Origin of the sequence: Chryseobacterium sp. CY350, from assembly GCF_027945075.1 — a bacterium.
Lineage (GTDB): Bacteria > Bacteroidota > Bacteroidia > Flavobacteriales > Weeksellaceae > Chryseobacterium.
Genome location: NZ_CP116034.1, coordinates 3022764 through 3039841 on the forward strand (window position 1 = coordinate 3022764; position 17078 = coordinate 3039841).

The window sequence follows — 17078 nt, forward strand, 5'->3', positions numbered from 1 at the left end:
AATTGAAAACAGTCACTAAAATAGCATTTAACGATATAGAAAGTATTCCTCAATTGGTCAAAGATTTTTTGAACCAGGAGATCGAGGGTTTCGAAAACAATACTTTTTCATTTGATCATTTTGCGCAGCAGATTCATAAGAAACAGAATTCTTTTAATAATTTTCAAAGAGAAATCATTTTTAAAGCCTTCAAAGATCAGCTTTCAAATTTAAAACTTTCTAATAAGCAGAAAGAAAATATTGATAGTTTGAGATCTGCAAATACTTTTACGATCACAACAGGACATCAGCTAAATCTCTTTTCTGGGCCTGTATTTTTTGTCTATAAAATTTTGCAGACAATAAAAACATGTACCAATTTAAAACAAAAATTTCCCGATTTTAATTTTGTACCCGTGTATTGGATGGCTTCGGAAGATCATGATTTTGCCGAAATCAATCATTTTAAAACGGAAAACCATTATTACGAAATCAACGGAAAATCTGGTGGAGCAGTTGGTAGAATAAAAATCAATGATACTTTTTTCATTTCTGAATTTGAAAAGGAATTTAAAGATTCTATTTTCGGGACCGAATTGATCTTAATGCTCAAAGAAGCATATAAAGTAGGAAATACTTTAACTGAAGCAATACAGATTTTAGTCAACCGTTTATTTTCAGAATTTGGGTTGTTGATTCTCGACGGAGATTCCAGAGAATTAAAAAATCAGATTAAAGAAATTTTTAAAGATGAATTGATCAATTTTAGTTTGCATAAAACCTCAAAAGAAAAAGTTGATTTTCTGACAGAAAAATATGGTAAAGTTCAGGTGAACCCGAGAGAAATTAATTTGTTTTACCTTTCAGAAACCAGAGACAGAATAGATTTTGACGGTGAAAAGTACATCATTGTAGATACAAATAAGACGTTTACAAAGGAAGAAATCTTATCTGAATTAGAAAACTATCCTGAGAAATTTAGCCCGAATGCATTAATGCGTCCCGTTTATCAGGAGAAGATTTTGCCGAATTTAGCTTACATCGGTGGAAATGCCGAAATCATGTATTGGCTTGAGCTAAAAGATTATTTTGAAAAAATGAGTATTCCTTTTCCTATTTTGATTCCTAGGAATTCAATGCTATTTATCAAGGAAAAAGTTTTGGGCAAAATTGAAAAATTAGATCTGAAGATTGAAGATTTCTTTCAGAATTTCACTAAAATTACCAACGCTAAAATTTTACAGAATAATTCTATTCTTGAAAGTCTTGACGAAAAAGAAAACAGCTTGATTCATAATTTTTCAGAATTAAAAAGTTTAGCAGAAACCACTGAAAAGTCTTTCGGGAATATGGTAAAGGCAGAAGAGATACGTCAGCTAAAGTCTTTTAAAAGAATGAAAAAAAGACTTCTACACGCGGAAAAAATTAAGCAAAACGAACTGCTGGAAAGATTGGAAATGTTGTTTTTAGATGTTCATCCGGCAAAAACATGGCAGGAAAGAATTTTTAATTTCTCGGTATTTTTTGCTGATTACGGATACTCGTGGCTTGAGTCTTGCCTAGAAGAAATGGAAGTGGAAGAATCAAAATTAATAATTGTTGCCATTTAATTTTAAAGAAGTATTTTTGTACATTATAATATAGAAAATGGTTAAGAGGTTTATTTTACTGTCTGGTTTATGTATGTTTTTGAGCATCTCTGCCCAAAAGACGCACACGGTTATAAAAGGTGATAATCCGTACAATATTTCAAAGAAATACGGAATTACTATTGATGAGTTGCTGAAGCTCAATCCGAAAGTGAAAGACGGAAAATTGGCAATAGGTGATGTTCTTAATGTGAAAGGAAATTCTGCAGGTGCGAAGGTTACTACTACTTCTGCGTCTTCTTCACAAACAGGAAAAATCTATCTTCAGCCGAAACAGACGATTTACGGTATTACTAAACAATACAGAATTTCTGAAACCGACTTGAGGAAACTGAATCCGGAATTAGATTCTCACACAAAGATCGGTGACGAGATTACTCTCCCGCTAGACAGCATAAAAAAATATGGCAATAGTCTTGCAACAACGAAGCCTGCTGAAGTTTCCGTTGAAACTACGCAACTTGCCAATACAAAAACCAAGATAGATTCTGGGAACGAAAAGTCTACAACAGTTTATTCTTCTTCTAGCCAGGATGAGTATGCTACTTATACAGTAGAACAGGGTGACACTGTTTTCTCGATCGTTAACAAATTTGGAGTCAGTATTGATGAGCTGATTGCTTTAAATCCGGATTTAGCAAGAGGATTAAAAGCAGGAATGATTCTTAAAATCAAAAAATTAGACGCAGCATATACCAAGAAAAACGGCGATGCATTGAGTGTAGTTTTAATGTTGCCATTTGGCTACAGCACAAATGAAACTCAGTACAGATCAATGGCGGTTGATTTTCTTACGGGAGCAAAATTGGCTATCGAAAGAAATGCTTCAAACGGACAGAAACTTGACATCAAAGTCGTAGATTCCGGAAATGAAGCTTCGTTTAAAAATTCATTGACGCAGATTAACCCGAATAATACAGATTTAATTGTTGGTCCGTTCTTCAAATCGAATGTGATTGACTTATTAGATTTCACAAAAACTCAGAAAATTCCTGTTGTTGCGCCATTCGCCAACTCTCCGGAACTATATAATTACAGCAATTTAATAATTGTTGAGACAACAGATCAAACCTATTCCGATAAAATTGTTGAGGAAGTAAAAACAGTTTATTCTGATCAGAAAATTTTTATCGTAGCAGATTCTAAAAAAGAAAATGCCAATTATATTAAAGCTAATCTCGAAAAAACGATCAAAAATGCCAATATAATGATCGTAAATTCGGCGGCGGATATTCAGCTGGACCAAAATATGATGACAGGTCAATCTGCACCGGTGATTGCTATACTGGCAAATGATAATGATTCTGTGGGAGAAGCTTTCTCAAGCAGAATGATTGCACTTTCAAAAGAAGTTCAGGGTATGAAAGCGTTCAGTATGTATTCAGTGCCAAGCTTTGAGAAAAAAGTAGATGACTTGAGCCAGGCGAGTTTGGTGTACCTTATGGATCGAACAATTAATACTGATGGCAGCTTTGAAAAAGAAATATTGGCGGCGTACAAAGCGAAATATTGCAAAACTCCCGGTAAATATGCCATCATTGGTTTTGACGTGATGAATGATATGCTGACAAGAGAGAACAAAAAAGGTGAGATCTTTAAGCAAATGAATAAAACGCAGACTCAGCTTGCTACGAAATTTGAGTTTGTAAAATCTAAGACCAACGGAGCGTATGTAAATACTGGTTTAAGAGTAATAAGATTAACTCCTTAAAAACTAAAAGTATTTTTACTTTTAAAATATATATTTGTATTAATTTTTAAATAAATAAATGAAAGCACTTGTATTTCCTGGGCAGGGTTCACAGTTTGTAGGTATGGGAAAAGAATTATACGATTCCCGTAAAGACATCAAAGACCTGATGGAGTATGCCAATGAAATCTTAGGATTCGATATTATTTCCATTATGTTTAATGGGGCAGATGAAGATCTGAAAAAAACTGAGGTTACACAGCCTTCAATATTTATTCATTCTGTTGCTGCTTTAAAAGCGGTAAATGGTTTGGGTGCAGAGATGGTAGCCGGACATTCTTTAGGAGAATTTTCAGCTTTAGTAGCCAATGGAGTTTTGTCTTTCGACGACGGCTTGAAGCTGGTTTCTGAAAGAGCAAAAGCAATGCAGGCAGCATGCGATGCAAATCCAAGTTCTATGGCGGCGATTTTAGGATTAGAAGATGCTAAAGTTGAAGAAATTTGCGCTACTATAAACGGAATTGTTGTACCTGCGAACTACAATTGTCCCGGACAATTGGTGATCTCTGGAGAAACAGCTGCTGTGCAAGAAGCTTGTGCTAAATTGAAGGAAGCAGGAGCAAAAAGAGCATTGTTGTTGCCTGTAAATGGAGCTTTCCATTCACCTTTGATGCAGCCGGCTCAGGAAAGATTGGCGGCGGCTATTGAAAATACCAAATTCAGAAAAGCTACGATTCCTGTTTATCAGAATATTACGACAACAGCAGTAACTGATCCTGAACAAATTAAAAGTAATCTGATTGCACAATTGACAGGTCCTGTAAAATGGACACAGTCTGTACAAAATATGATCAAAGACGGTGCTACCAATTTCATAGAAGTAGGGCCAGGAAAGACCTTACAAGGTTTAATTAAAAAAATTGACAGCGAAGTTACATCAGCTTCTGCAATTTAATTTTAAATAAAAATGGGCGAAATTTATTCACCGGGAAAGCTAATGCTTACTTCAGAATATTTCGCTGTAGACGGAGCTCTTGTCTTAGCGGTACCAACCAAGCTGGGACAAGAGCTTTTTTTTGAAGAAAAGCATGACGGAAATTCTGTTGTTTTTTGGGAAGCCTATCATCAAAACAAATTATGGTTAAAGGCTGCCATCGATTATAAAAACTGGCAGATCTTAGAAGCCAACATTACTTCAAGTGCAGAGTTTATTCTTAAAACTCTTAAAAATGTTCAGAATCTTTCTGACATCAAATTCAAAAGCAAAGATTCTTATCATTTAAAAACAAATCTTCAGTTTCCGCCGGATTATGGTTTGGGAAGTAGCTCGACTTTAATGAACAATCTTGCGGAGTGGTCAGAAATTGATCCTTTTCATTTAAATTCAATCAGTTTAGGTGGAAGCGGTTATGATATTGCGGTTGCCAATGCAAAATCAGCAGTCCTGTTTCAGAACCAGCCTCAAATACATTTTGAGAAGATAAATTTCAATCCTACATTTAAGAATGAGCTGATTTTCATTCATTTAAATCAAAAGCAGGATAGCCGTGAAGGAATCAATCTTTATAAGTCTAAAATAAAGTCTCAAAAGATGATCAATGAATTTTCTGATCTCACAAGAAATATTTTATTGTGTGATGAATTAGATAAATTTTCGGACTTAATGATATTACATGAACAACGTATTTCTGATTTTATTGGAATACCGACAGTTAAATCAATTTTTTTTGCAGATTGTGCAAAATTTGTCAAAAGTTTAGGCGCTTGGGGCGGTGATTTTGTAATGAGCGCAAAATTTGAAGGCTTTGAGGACTATTTTTGGGGCAAAGGTTTTAACACTATTTTTGAGTGGGGTGATTTAATTGATTGATAATTAGGTATTTAAAAGCTTCGTTTTTTATTTGTCATTTTCACTTATATGTTTATATTTATCGAAGTTTAACAAATAGTTAATATTACTATGGTTAGACCAACAAAAAGAAACAGAAAATATAAGTAAAATGAAAAACGCTAAAATCATCCAGGATTTACAAAAATTAGGGATTAAAGGAGAGTATGAATTAACTTATAATCCTTCGTACGAAGAGTTATATCAAGCTGAAGTTTCACCTGAAAACCAAGGGTTTGAAAAAGCTGAGCTTACAGAATCCGGGGCTGTATCTGTACAGACAGGGATTTTCACCGGTCGTTCACCTAAAGACAGATATATCGTTCAGGATGATGTTACGAAAGATACTGTTTTCTGGGACGGGAAAGTAAACCTTCCTACCACTCCTGAAATTTTCGAATCTTGTAAAGATTTAGTTTTAAATCAACTTTCTGATGCCAAAAAAATCTATGTTGTCGATACGTTTTGCGGTACGAATGAAGATACAAGACTTAAAGTAAGATTTATCGTTGAAGTAGCGTGGCAGGCACATTTCGTTACGAATATGTTTATCCGTCCTTCTCATTTTGATTTAGAAAATTATGGAGAACCTGATTTTACAGTAATCAATGGTTCTAAAACTACAAACCCTAACTGGGAAGAGCAGGAATTAAATTCTGAGAACTTCGTGATGTTCAACCTTACAGAGAAGCTTCAGATCATTGGTGGAACATGGTACGGTGGAGAAATGAAAAAAGGAATGTTTGCGATGATGAATTACTATCTTCCGTTGAAAGGGATGGCATCAATGCACTGTTCAGCAAACGTTGGTGAAAAAGGAGATGTAGCGTTATTCTTCGGACTTTCGGGAACAGGGAAAACTACTTTATCAGCAGATCCTAAAAGATATTTAATCGGTGATGATGAGCACGGTTGGGATAACAACGGAGTTTTCAATTATGAAGGCGGTTGTTATGCAAAAGTGATCGATTTGTCAGCAGAAAAAGAACCGGATATTTTCAGAGCTATCAAAAGAGATGCGCTTCTTGAAAATGTTGTCGTTCACGATGGAGTTGCAGATTACACAGACGGATCTATCACAGAAAATACGAGAGTTTCTTATCCGATTTATCATATCAATAAAATCGTTTTACCATCTAAAGCAGGTCATGCAAGCAAGATTGTTTATCTTTCGGCAGACGCTTTCGGAGTTTTGCCTCCGGTTTCTGTTTTAGATGAAAATCAGGCTCAGTATCATTTTCTTTGCGGTTACACTTCAAAATTAGCCGGAACTGAAAGAGGAATTACTGAACCGGAACCGTCGTTTTCTCCTGCATTTGGTGAAGCATTCTTAACATTGCATCCAACAATGTATTCTAAAACATTGATTGGTAAAATGAAAGAACATGGTGCAAAAGCTTATTTAGTAAACACCGGATGGAACGGTACAGGAAAGAGAATATCTCTTAAAGATACAAGAGCAATTATTGATTCTATTATTGACGGATCAATTGAAAATGCTGAGAAAACAATTATTCCTATTATGAATTTGGAAATTCCAACTTCATTGCCAAATGTTTCTGAAGGCATTTTAGATCCGAGAGACACTTATAATGACGTTGCAGAATGGGAAGAAAAAGCAAAAGATCTTGCTGCAAAATATATCAAAAACTTCGAGCAGTACTGCGGTAATGACGAAGCCAAGAAGCTGATTGCTTCTGGTCCTCAATTGCAGGAACAGACCATTTAGAAATAGTGAAGAGCCTCATCAATCGATGAGGCTTTTTTATTTTAAAGAAAAATCTGCGCAATCAGTTTGATCTGCGAGAGCAAAATTCACACATTGATCTGTGGAAATCGGTGGGACTTATCTTAAACTCAATATCGCCAATCGATAACCATCCATTCCAAAGCCTGACAAAACCGCATCCGTACAAGCTGCCGTTACAGACTTCTGACGAAATTCTTCTCTCTTATAAATATTGCTGATATGAACTTCTACTTTCGGCTTCTGAATATTCTTTAAACAATCCGCAATTGCGTAAGAATAATGCGTGAAAGCTCCGGGATTGATAATAACCGCATCAAAATCATCTTTCTGGAGTCTGTTAATCAATTCACCTTCAATATTCGACTGGTAATAATTCAACTCATGTGAAGGAAATTCAGATTTTAAATTTTCTAAATAATCCTCCATAGAAACAATTCCATAGATTTCAGGTTCTCTTGTTCCCAAAAGGTTTAGATTCGGACCGTTGATAATTAAAACTTTCATAGGATAAAAATAAGGATTCTTTTTGTTTTAAGCTCAAAAAGATAAAGTCTGTAAGTTTTTCACTAACTTATAATTTCAAATTAGATATGATTATGAAAGAGGAAATCGAAAACAAACTGATTGATAAAAATACCAAACCTACAAGCATGAGAATTTTGGTATATGATTTTTTAAGTTCTCAAATTGCAGCTTCATCTTTATCAGACATTGAAAATTTCTTCGAAAATGCTGACAGAACTACAATTTACAGAACTCTAAAAACCTTTGAAGAAAAGGGAATCGTTCACAGTATTCAGGAAAATTCAACGACGAAATATAAATTGTGTCTTGACGATTGTGATGAGAAAACTCATAAAGACTGGCATCTTCACTTTTACTGCAAAATCTGCAAACAGACAACCTGCAAAGAAGATATTGTGATTCCGGAAAATGTTCAGGGCAATTTCAGAATTGATGAAATAAGATTTTTCGCTAAAGGTATCTGTGAAAACTGTCTGGAAAGTTTGCAATAGTGTTGCATTTGCTTTACTACTAATTTTGCTTAAAATTATTTTTTATGGAAGAATGTTGCAATACGAAACCAAAGAAACAGCATGATCACGCGGAACACGATGGTCACGATCATGAGCATTCTCATGATATGGAAGATCAGTCGACTTTCCGAATGTTTCTTCCGGCGATCATTTCGTTTTCTTTATTGTTAATAGGAATTGCGTTCGATCATTTTATTCAAAATAATTGGTTCACTGGCTGGATCCGTCTTGTTTGGTATTTGACTGCCTATATTCCTGTCGGAATTCCTGTTTTAAAAGAAGCGTATGAAAGCATCATTCATGGTGATGTATTTTCAGAATTTTTCTTGATGGGAATTGCAACAGTCGGTGCTTTCGCCATTGGTGAATATCCGGAAGGTGTTGCCGTGATGCTTTTTTATTCTGTAGGTGAAGTTTTTCAGGCGATGGCAGTTACAAAAGCCAAGAGTAATATTAAATCTCTTCTGGATCAACGTCCTGACCAAGTGACCGTTTTAAAGGACGGAAAACCTCAAATCGTAAAGGCTGAAACTGTAAATATTGGTGAAATCATTCAGTTGAAATCAGGAGAGAAATTAGGATTAGATGGTGAATTGATCTCTGAAAAAGGTTCTTTCAACACTTCTGCGCTCACAGGTGAAAGTAAACCAGATACGAAAGTGAAAGGTGAAAAAGTTTTGGCAGGAATGATCAATTTAAATACCATCAGTCAAATTAAAGTTACTGCAGAATTTAAAGACAGTAAGCTGAGTAAAATTTTAGAACTCGTACAAAATGCAACTTCGCAAAAAGCACCGACTGAATTATTCATCAGGAAATTTGCAAAAATTTACACACCGATTGTTGTTTTTCTTGCCATCGGAATAACTTTTCTGCCTTATTTATTTGTAGAAAATTATGAGTTTAAAACCTGGCTGTACAAAGCATTGGTTTTCCTTGTAATTTCCTGTCCGTGTGCTTTGGTGATTTCAATTCCTTTGGGATATTTCGGTGGAATCGGCGCAGGAAGCCGAAATGGAATTTTAATTAAAGGAAGTAATTTCTTAGACATTCTTGCCAATATTCAGAATGTTGTGATGGATAAAACCGGAACGATGACAGAAGGTGTTTTTAAAGTTCAGGAAGTTCACTTTAATAATGAATTTAATCAAGATGAAATTTTAAAATTGGTCAACGCTCTGGAAAGTCAGAGTACGCATCCCGTTGCTACTGCGATTCATGAATTTGTCGGTGAAGTTGATCACTCAATTGAATTCGAAAATGTAGAAGAAATTGCAGGACATGGTTTGAAAGCAAATATTAATGGAAAAGAATTGTTGGTCGGAAATTTTAAATTACTCGAAAAATTCAATATTCAGTTTGATTTTAAACCTGAAAATATTGTTTATACGTTAATTGCCATTGCTTATGATCAACAATTTGTGGGTTATCTTACCATCGCAGATTCGGTAAAAGCTGATGCGCAGTTTACGATTAATAAATTAAAATCTTTAGGAGTAAAAACTACGATGCTGAGTGGTGATAAAACATCCGTTGTAAAGTTTGTTGCAGATCAGCTGGGAATTGAAAATGCTTTTGGAGACTTGCTGCCGGAAGACAAAGTCAATAAAGTAAAAGAATTGAAATCTAAAAATCAAAGCGTGGCTTTCGTTGGCGATGGTGTTAATGATGCACCGGTTGTAGCGCTAAGTGATGTTGGGATTGCAATGGGCGGATTGGGAAGTGATGCTACAATAGAAACTGCAGATATTGTAATTCAGGACGATCGACCGAGCAAAATCCCAATGGCGATTAATATCGGCAAACAGACCAGGAAAATTGTGTGGCAAAATATTACTCTGGCATTTGTTGTAAAAGCAATCGTTCTGATTCTTGGTGCTGGCGGAATTGCTACCATGTGGGAAGCCGTTTTTGCTGATGTAGGAGTCGCTTTATTGGCTATTTTGAATGCGGTAAGAATTCAGAGGATGAAGTTTTAATTTAAAATTGATTCGCCAATTGTTCAAAAATTCACGAATATTTTATCAGTAATTTATAAGATGAAATTTAAATGTAAATCGATTGATGATATTCATCATAAATAATCGGTAAATAGATTTTGCGTGGTATATTTGTAGTAAAGAGTCATCATTGAAGTTTTTCATTTCTTTTTTCATTGTTTTTACAATAGCAATTCGTCCAGTTTTGCCTTTGATTAACTATGCTGTAAACTATGAATATATCGTAAAAAATCTTTGCGAACAGAAAAATGTGGCCGACTCAACATGTAAAGGGAAATGTTTCGTAAGCAAAGAACTGGTGAAAACAGAAAAGCAAACCAATTCCGGAACAGTAAAAATTCCCGTTATGGATGTTTTTTTATCGGGCGAAATTTTTTCTCTTATAGATAATAATTTTTTTGATCATTCAGATCCAATGAATTCTTCGTATTTAAATAATCATCGTTCAGAATATTTTTCTAAAATATTTCATCCTCCTTTAGCTTAAACTTAATTTTTAGTTTTGATTCATTCAAAACATATTTACGTTTTATTACAATCATTAATTTCAATTAAAATAAATGAAATCAATAATCATTTTGGCATTACTGTCAGTTTCAGTGGTGTCTTGCGGTCAGGACGCTCCCAAGGTTAAGCATAAGAAAAGTATGAATTCTGCAGGGAAGAATTTAGAAAGTATAAAAGTTGTCAACAAAGTAGATCCTATCTGTAATATGGAAACGGCAGGGTTTACAAAAGATACGGCAGAGTTTAAAAATAAAGTGTATGGTTTTTGCAGTACATACTGCAAAGATGAATTCTTAAAAGATCCTGAGAAATATGTCCAAAAATAATAGTCCGAAATCAAATTCAAAATCTAAAGTGATCATTCCTTTAGTGATTTTGGCTCTTCTGTTTTTAGGTATCGGTTTTGGGATGAGTTATTTCAAAAATAATCTTTACACTGTAATGAAGGTTCCGGATTTTGAACTTACAGATCAGAATGGTAAAAAAATCACCAATAAAGATATGCTCGAAAAAGTATATCTGGTAGAATTTTTCTTCAGCAAATGTCCCACAATCTGTCCGGTAATGAATAGTAATATGAAGGTCATTGAAAAGGAAATTGATCGTCCTGAATTTGGTATCTTATCAATAAGTATTGATCCTGAAAATGATACCCCGGAGACTTTGAAGCAGCATGCAGATAAGATTGGTGTAAAATCACTAAACTGGCACTTTCTTACAGGTGATAGAGATTATATAGGTAAATTGGCAGATCAGTTTAATATTTATGTTGGTGACAAAGAGGATGAAAGCGAAAGCCTTAATCACAGTGGAATGATCGCTTTGGTTGATCAGGAAGGAAATATTCGTTGTAGATATAATAAAGATCACATGCCGATCTTATATTACTCAGGATTAGATTATGAAGATCGGGAAGGGAAGGTCCCAAAACTTACCGGGAAATATCATCCGGATAGGGAAATCTTGATAGAGGATATCAGAAAATTATTAAAATAAAGTTTAACCATACAAAAAAATTATGAAGATTATTAAAGTAGCCGCATTCACTGCGGTATTTGCGGCACAGTTTGCCTTTGGACAGTTTAAGCAGACGGCATTACCGTACGCTTACAATGCACTGGAAGGAAATATTGATGCACAGACAATGGAAATTCACTATTCTAAACATGCTGCAGCTTATGTCAGCAATTTGAATAAGGCGATCGCAGGAACGCCACAGGAAAAGCAGACACTATTTCAGATTCTTTCAAGAGCCGGCGCATTGCCAATGGCTGTGCGAAATAATGCAGGCGGTCATTATAATCACGAATTATTCTGGACGGTACTTACTCCGGAAAAAAATACACAACCTTCGGCAAAACTGTCTAAAGCTATCAACGATGCATTTGGAAGTATGGATGCTTTTAAAGAAAAAATGAGCAAGGCAGGAGCAGATCGTTTTGGTTCGGGTTGGGCTTGGCTTTCTGTAGATAAAAGTGGAAAACTATTTGTTTCTTCAACACCTAATCAGGATAATCCTTTAATGGATGTAGTAGAAGAAAAAGGAACACCAATTTTTGGAATTGATGTTTGGGAACATGCTTATTATTTGAAATATCAAAACAAAAGAGCTGACTATCTAACTGCAATCTGGAATGTAACAAACTGGAAAGAGGTAAGCAGAAGATATGAAGAAGCGGTGAACAAAAAGTAATTGCTTCAATCTTAAAATTATAACAGTACATTTTTTGAATGTGCTGTTTTTTTATCCTTAGTTTTAAAACATAAAAAAACCACTGAAAAAAATCAGTGGTTTTTAGTAGCCCGTAGGGGAGTCGAACCCCTCTTACCAGGATGAAAACCTGAGGTCCTAACCGATAGACGAACGGGCCATCTACCATCACGTTATAAATAACGGGTTAGTAATTTTGAATTTTTAAAAGTTTCAATTCTTTTAGTAGCCCGTAGGGGAGTCGAACCCCTCTTACCAGGATGAAAACCTGAGGTCCTAACCGATAGACGAACGGGCCTACTATAATTACGCTAATTTATTAACGTGCTTAGTCAATTTGCTTTTCAAATTAGCAGCCTTATTCTTGTGAATAATGTTTTTCTTTGCTAACCTGTCTAATAAAGAGATAACTTTTGGCAATTGCTCAGTAGCTGCAGCCTTATCTTCTTCATTTCTTAATACTTTCAAAGCTGTTCTAGCAGTCTTGTGGTAGTATCTGTTACGAACTTTTCTTTTTTCGTTTTGTCTTATTCTCTTTAGAGCTGATTTATGATTTGCCATATCGTTCAAATGTGAGTGCAAATTTATAAACTTTTTTTATACCAGCCAAATTTATTTTTAAAAAATTTAAACTTTATTTTGATAGGTATTTCTGAGTTTATCTTGCTAGTTTATATTATTTTTAATTTTATTTTACCGTGTTCTTCAGATCGGTTGTTGATTATTCAAAATTCATCAATTGTAGTCTATAGGAGAATCGAACTCCTGTTGCAAGGATGAAAACCTTGAGTCCTAACCACTAGACGAATAGACCAAATTTTGAGGTTGCAAAAGTATTAATTAACTTTTAAACTTCAAAATTATTTTTTTTATTTATTAATTTTTTGAATCACGGTATTTTTTACCCCTTTGGCTTCCAGGTCTTTCTGTAGTTTAACGGCGTCTTCCAAAGATGATACTTTTCCGTAGGTGTAATAAAACATTCCGTTGCTCTTATCTCTTTCTGCATCTTTTAATGTCTGCAAAATGTATGAGTTAGCGCTTAATTTATCTTTTCCGGTATAAACTTCAATGGTATAATATCCCGTATTTAGCTTTTGATTTGGCATAAACCCTACAGCATAAGCGTTTCTAAAACCTGCGTCTTTTGCTGTTTTAATATTAATATCACGGATGGATGCCATGTTGGTTACGCTGTAATAATATTTGTAGATACCATTTTCTTTCAACGGAAGAATGTAATTTAATCCTTTCAAGGCAGGGTCATCTTCGTTATACTTTACTGCGGAAGTCATTAGTAAGATTCTAAAGTCATTCTTTAAAGGAGCTTCTTCTTTTTTCTCAGGCTCCGGTTTTTTTGTGACAGCAGAGAATCCGCCTTTTCTGTCGATTGCTTTCTTATAATCAATAATTGCATCATAAATACTCTCCGAAATTTCATCCTGACCCTTTTCTGAAGCTAAATAATGGCTTTCTTCCGGATGATTGATAAATCCTGTCTCGATAAGAACAGAAGGCATCGCATTCATACGGAGAACGTGCAGGTTTTTTTGCCAGACTCCTCTGGAAAACCGCTTATCTTTATTCACAAAATTATTCTCTACCAAACCTCCCAACAGAAGACTTGATTCCAGATATTTACTTTGTTGAAGTTTTAAGGCAATAAGAGATTCCGGAGATCTCGCATCGTAAGTTCCAAATGTCTGTTTATCTTTTTCATCAAGATAGATCACGTCATTTTCACGTTTTGCAACCTCCAGATTGGTGTCATTCTGATCAGGACCCTGTACGAAAGTTTCCGTTCCGTAAGCAGTCGGTCTCTGCGAAGAATTACAGTGTACGGATACAAAAAGATCTGCTTTACTCCGGTTGGCAAGGTTGGTTCTGTCTGACAAAGAAGGGTATTCATCGATTTTTCTGGTATAAATAACCTTAAAATCTTTATTTTTTTCAAGCATTCTTCCAATTTTCAGGACGATGGCAAGTGTAATGTCTTTTTCTGCAATTCTACCTATATCACTATATGACCTGTTGGCACCATGGTCGCTTCCCCCGTGTCCAGCGTCTAAAACGACAGTGAATTTTTTTTGGGAAAAAGCAAATTGAATGGAAAATGTGAGGAGAAATGCTAAAATTATTTTAAATTTTCGTGTGTACATCTTACAGTTTTAAAAATTATATTAATTTTGAGCCTAAATTATATAAAACAAAATTGGACAAAACCGTCTTCAAAAATATATTACAAATTTTAATTATCCTAATTTTTAACAGTTTTTTAGCACAGCAATCTCCTAAAAAATTAACGGAAACTACGGTAATTAAAGATACAATTTCCAAAAGGGATACTATTGTTGTACAGAAAGAGTCGCTGGATGATGTACTCGAAACGAAAGCTGATGATCAGCGTAGAGATGTTCCGAAGAGAATGATTTATCTGAACAAAAATGCTCAGGTAAAGTATCAGGACATGCAGATCGATGCAGATTATATCTCAATTGATGAGACTAGAAATATGATCTTTGCCCGTGGAAAACTCGATTCTTTAGGTAAGGTTATTGAGCCGGTGATCACCACGCAGGCTGGTAAAAAATACGAGACCAACGAGTTTAACTACAATTATAAAACCAAGCAGGCAATCGCATATAATGCAAGAACCGAAGAAAGCGAGGGAATCATCGTAGCCGAGAAAACCAAGAAATACAACGATTCTGTTTTCTTTATGAGAAGAGGTTTGTTTACAACAGACGACTATTTTATCAAGAAAAAAGATACTTTGGCAGATTACCATTTGCTGGCACCACATATAAAAATGGTCAAAGGGAAAAACAGCAGTTCTGTAATTACAGGTCCTGTACAAATGTATATTGAGCAGGTTCCTACACCGCTGATCATGCCGTTTGCAATTTTGCCTTTCTCAGACAAAAGATCTGCGGGGATTTTGATTCCTAGTTTTGGAGAAAGACAAGATGTGGGCTTTTTTCTAAACGGAATCGGATATTATCAACCAATCGGAGAGCATTTTGATTTAAAAATTTTAGCTGATATCTATACAAAAGGAAGTTGGAATTTGCGGCCGGAGATGAATTATCTTAAAAAATACCGCTATTCCGGGAACTTTGCGGCAGACATTGGTACGACGGTTCGTGGGATAAAAGGTTTAGATGATTACAGCAAAACAGGAACTTACAGAATTGCGTGGAGACATAGCCAAGATGCAAAAGCAAATCCTTTTCTTACTTTTTCTGCTTCAGTAGATGTCACCAGCCAGACTTTCTATAATAATACGGTTAACAATAACTATATTATGAATGAAAGTGTTCTGAGAACTCAGCAGAATTCTACATTAACGCTTACGAAAAGATTTTTGAAGCTTCCTGCAACGATCACGGGAACTGCATCTTACTCGCAAAATTTTGCCACCGGATTAGCAGATTTACGTTTGCCTCAGATGAACGTAGCGATTAATCAGTTTTATTTATTTGGATCTAAAACGGGTGTCAGAACCGGACTATTAGAAAATATTACCGTAAATACAGGTTTGAATTTGACAAATTTTGTAAGCACAGGCGAAGGCGAATTGTTTACAAAAGCAATGTGGGACAAATTGCAGACAGGCATCAAGAATAATATCACTTTAGGTACCAATACAACCATTGCCAAGTATTTTACCTTCAGTTTGGGTGCAAATATTGATAACGCACTGACAACAAAAACACTTACGAAATTCTACGATCCGATAGAGAATAAAGTGGTAGATCAGGTGAATAAAAAGATTGCTGCATATTCTACTTTTTCTACTACAGCAAGTTTGCAGACACAACTTTACGGACAGGCAAACTTCAAAAAAGGTTCGTCTATTGAGGCGATAAGACATATGATGACGCCAAGTATCGGTTTTACATATTCTCCTGATTTTGGAGGTTCCGGTTTCGGATATTTCAGAAATTATTATGATGCCAACGGAGCCTTGACGCCGTATTCTATTTTCGATAACGGAATTGTAGGTGCACCAACATCTGGCTTGGTAGGAGCTTTAGGCTTTAATATTGGAAACAATATTGAGATGAAAGTAAGATCTAAAAGTGATTCTACAGGAGTGAAAAAAGTTAAAATTTTCGAATCATTAAATCTCTCGGGAAATTACAATTTTGCAGCAAAAACGCATCCTTGGTCTATAATTTCTATCAACGGGCAGTCTTCATTTTTTGATAATAAATTGAGTGTCAATACCAGTTTGACTTTAGATCCTTATAAAACAATTTTTATACCTGGAGAAGAAACGGGTATTAGAACTGAAGAATTCGGAGCGTTCAGTTTACAGGGATTCAACGTTCAGTTATCTTATCCTTTAAGCAGCGAACTTTTTGGCGAAAAGACAGATTACGCTAAAAAATATGGTTCGAAAGGTGAGATCAGAAACGAGAACTATTATTTTGACGACGATAATTATGCGCATTTTGATCAGGCATGGACTTTAAATGTTAACGCAAACTATGCCTACTCCAGAGGCGCTACCCGAACTTCAAATAAAATAGCATCTATCGGCTTAGACGGAAGTCTTAAATTAACTCCTTACTGGAATATCACAGGAAGTACACACTATGATCTGGTAACAAAAGATCTTGCATACACGCGAATTGGATTTTCCAGAGATCAGCGAAGTTTTACCATCAATTTTAACTGGGTACCTTTCGGTCAGTATAAAGTGTATGACTTCTTCATTGGTATCAAAGCTAATATCCTGAGCGATGCCCTTAAGTACAAAGACAGAAGCTTTACACAGCCTAATCCATCTTTCTAATATCATACAGATTTTTAGAATTTAAATTTTATATTTGCACCGAATAAAATTTGGGACAAAACGGCA

15 protein-coding genes and 3 tRNA genes are annotated in these 17078 nt (G+C 35.1%); 12 read left to right on the top strand and 6 right to left on the bottom strand.

The genetic code is table 11. The annotated features are described in order from the left end of the window. Positions 1 to 2: 2 nt before the first annotated feature. The 5 genes from bshC to pckA all read left to right on the top strand — a co-directional run bounded on the left by bshC (position 3) and on the right by pckA (position 6935). Entirely contained in the window at positions 3 to 1589 is a 1587-nt protein-coding gene (gene bshC / locus PGH12_RS14050) for a bacillithiol biosynthesis cysteine-adding enzyme BshC (RefSeq protein ID WP_267596257.1), read from the top strand. A 37-nt stretch (positions 1590 to 1626) separates the two neighbouring features. Further along, positions 1627 to 3339: an amino acid ABC transporter substrate-binding protein gene (locus PGH12_RS14055; RefSeq protein ID WP_267596256.1), complete on the top strand. Its 1713-nt coding sequence runs from the start codon at positions 1627 to 1629 to the stop codon at positions 3337 to 3339. 58 nt (positions 3340 to 3397) lie between these two features. Beyond that, the gene (gene fabD, locus PGH12_RS14060) at positions 3398 to 4273 is read left to right on the top strand and encodes an ACP S-malonyltransferase (protein ID WP_267596255.1); all 876 of its coding nucleotides are present in this window, start codon (positions 3398 to 3400) and stop codon (positions 4271 to 4273) included. 12 nt (positions 4274 to 4285) lie between these two features. Next, positions 4286 to 5188, top strand: a complete 903-nt coding sequence (locus PGH12_RS14065) for a GYDIA family GHMP kinase (RefSeq protein ID WP_267596254.1) — start codon at positions 4286 to 4288, stop codon at positions 5186 to 5188. Positions 5189 to 5318: 130 nt separating this feature from the next. Continuing rightward, positions 5319 to 6935, top strand: a complete 1617-nt coding sequence (pckA, locus tag PGH12_RS14070; protein ID WP_267596253.1) for a phosphoenolpyruvate carboxykinase (ATP) — start codon at positions 5319 to 5321, stop codon at positions 6933 to 6935. 117 nt (positions 6936 to 7052) lie between these two features. On the opposite strand, the gene PGH12_RS14075 is transcribed toward pckA, so the two are convergent. Continuing rightward, positions 7053 to 7460 carry a type II 3-dehydroquinate dehydratase gene (locus tag PGH12_RS14075; protein ID WP_267596252.1) on the bottom strand — a complete coding sequence of 136 codons (408 nt, stop codon included), beginning with the start codon at positions 7458 to 7460 and terminating at the stop codon, positions 7053 to 7055. 92 nt (positions 7461 to 7552) lie between these two features. On the opposite strand from PGH12_RS14075, the gene PGH12_RS14080 reads away from it, so the two are divergent. The 6 genes from PGH12_RS14080 to PGH12_RS14105 all read left to right on the top strand — a co-directional run bounded on the left by PGH12_RS14080 (position 7553) and on the right by PGH12_RS14105 (position 12193). After that, positions 7553 to 7972 carry a Fur family transcriptional regulator gene (locus PGH12_RS14080; protein ID WP_267596251.1) on the top strand — a complete coding sequence of 140 codons (420 nt, stop codon included), beginning with the start codon at positions 7553 to 7555 and terminating at the stop codon, positions 7970 to 7972. 44 nt (positions 7973 to 8016) lie between these two features. Further along, positions 8017 to 9972 carry a heavy metal translocating P-type ATPase gene (locus tag PGH12_RS14085; RefSeq protein ID WP_267596250.1) on the top strand — a complete coding sequence of 652 codons (1956 nt, stop codon included), beginning with the start codon at positions 8017 to 8019 and terminating at the stop codon, positions 9970 to 9972. A 151-nt stretch (positions 9973 to 10123) separates the two neighbouring features. Further along, the gene (locus PGH12_RS14090) at positions 10124 to 10480 is read left to right on the top strand and encodes a hypothetical protein (RefSeq protein WP_267596249.1); all 357 of its coding nucleotides are present in this window, start codon (positions 10124 to 10126) and stop codon (positions 10478 to 10480) included. A gap of 73 nt (positions 10481 to 10553) precedes the next feature. After that, positions 10554 to 10826: a YHS domain-containing protein gene (locus PGH12_RS14095; protein ID WP_267596248.1), complete on the top strand. Its 273-nt coding sequence runs from the start codon at positions 10554 to 10556 to the stop codon at positions 10824 to 10826. Continuing rightward, complete coding sequence (locus tag PGH12_RS14100; protein ID WP_267596247.1) at positions 10813 to 11496, top strand: SCO family protein; 684 nt, start codon at positions 10813 to 10815, stop codon at positions 11494 to 11496. The genes PGH12_RS14095 and PGH12_RS14100 overlap by 14 nt, the downstream gene beginning before the upstream one ends. Before the next feature lie 22 nt (positions 11497 to 11518). Next, entirely contained in the window at positions 11519 to 12193 is a 675-nt protein-coding gene (locus PGH12_RS14105; protein ID WP_267596246.1) for a superoxide dismutase, read from the top strand. Positions 12194 to 12299: 106 nt separating this feature from the next. On the opposite strand, the gene PGH12_RS14110 is transcribed toward PGH12_RS14105, so the two are convergent. From PGH12_RS14110 to PGH12_RS14130, 5 genes are all read right to left on the bottom strand, one after another. Then, a tRNA-Glu gene (locus tag PGH12_RS14110) sits at positions 12300 to 12371 on the bottom strand. 66 nt (positions 12372 to 12437) lie between these two features. Then, a tRNA-Glu gene (locus PGH12_RS14115) sits at positions 12438 to 12509 on the bottom strand. A gap of 8 nt (positions 12510 to 12517) precedes the next feature. Next, complete coding sequence (rpsT, locus tag PGH12_RS14120) at positions 12518 to 12772, bottom strand: 30S ribosomal protein S20 (protein ID WP_219970180.1); 255 nt, start codon at positions 12770 to 12772, stop codon at positions 12518 to 12520. Positions 12773 to 12953: 181 nt separating this feature from the next. Next, positions 12954 to 13025, bottom strand: a tRNA-Glu gene (locus tag PGH12_RS14125). Positions 13026 to 13080: 55 nt separating this feature from the next. Beyond that, a complete protein-coding gene (locus PGH12_RS14130) occupies positions 13081 to 14370 on the bottom strand; it encodes an N-acetylmuramoyl-L-alanine amidase family protein (RefSeq protein WP_267596245.1) in 1290 nt (429 codons plus the stop codon). Between the two features lie 53 nt (positions 14371 to 14423). Between PGH12_RS14130 and PGH12_RS14135 the strand changes: the two genes are divergently transcribed. After that, positions 14424 to 17012 carry a putative LPS assembly protein LptD gene (locus PGH12_RS14135; RefSeq protein ID WP_267596244.1) on the top strand — a complete coding sequence of 863 codons (2589 nt, stop codon included), beginning with the start codon at positions 14424 to 14426 and terminating at the stop codon, positions 17010 to 17012. The last annotated feature ends 66 nt before the right edge of the window (positions 17013 to 17078 follow it).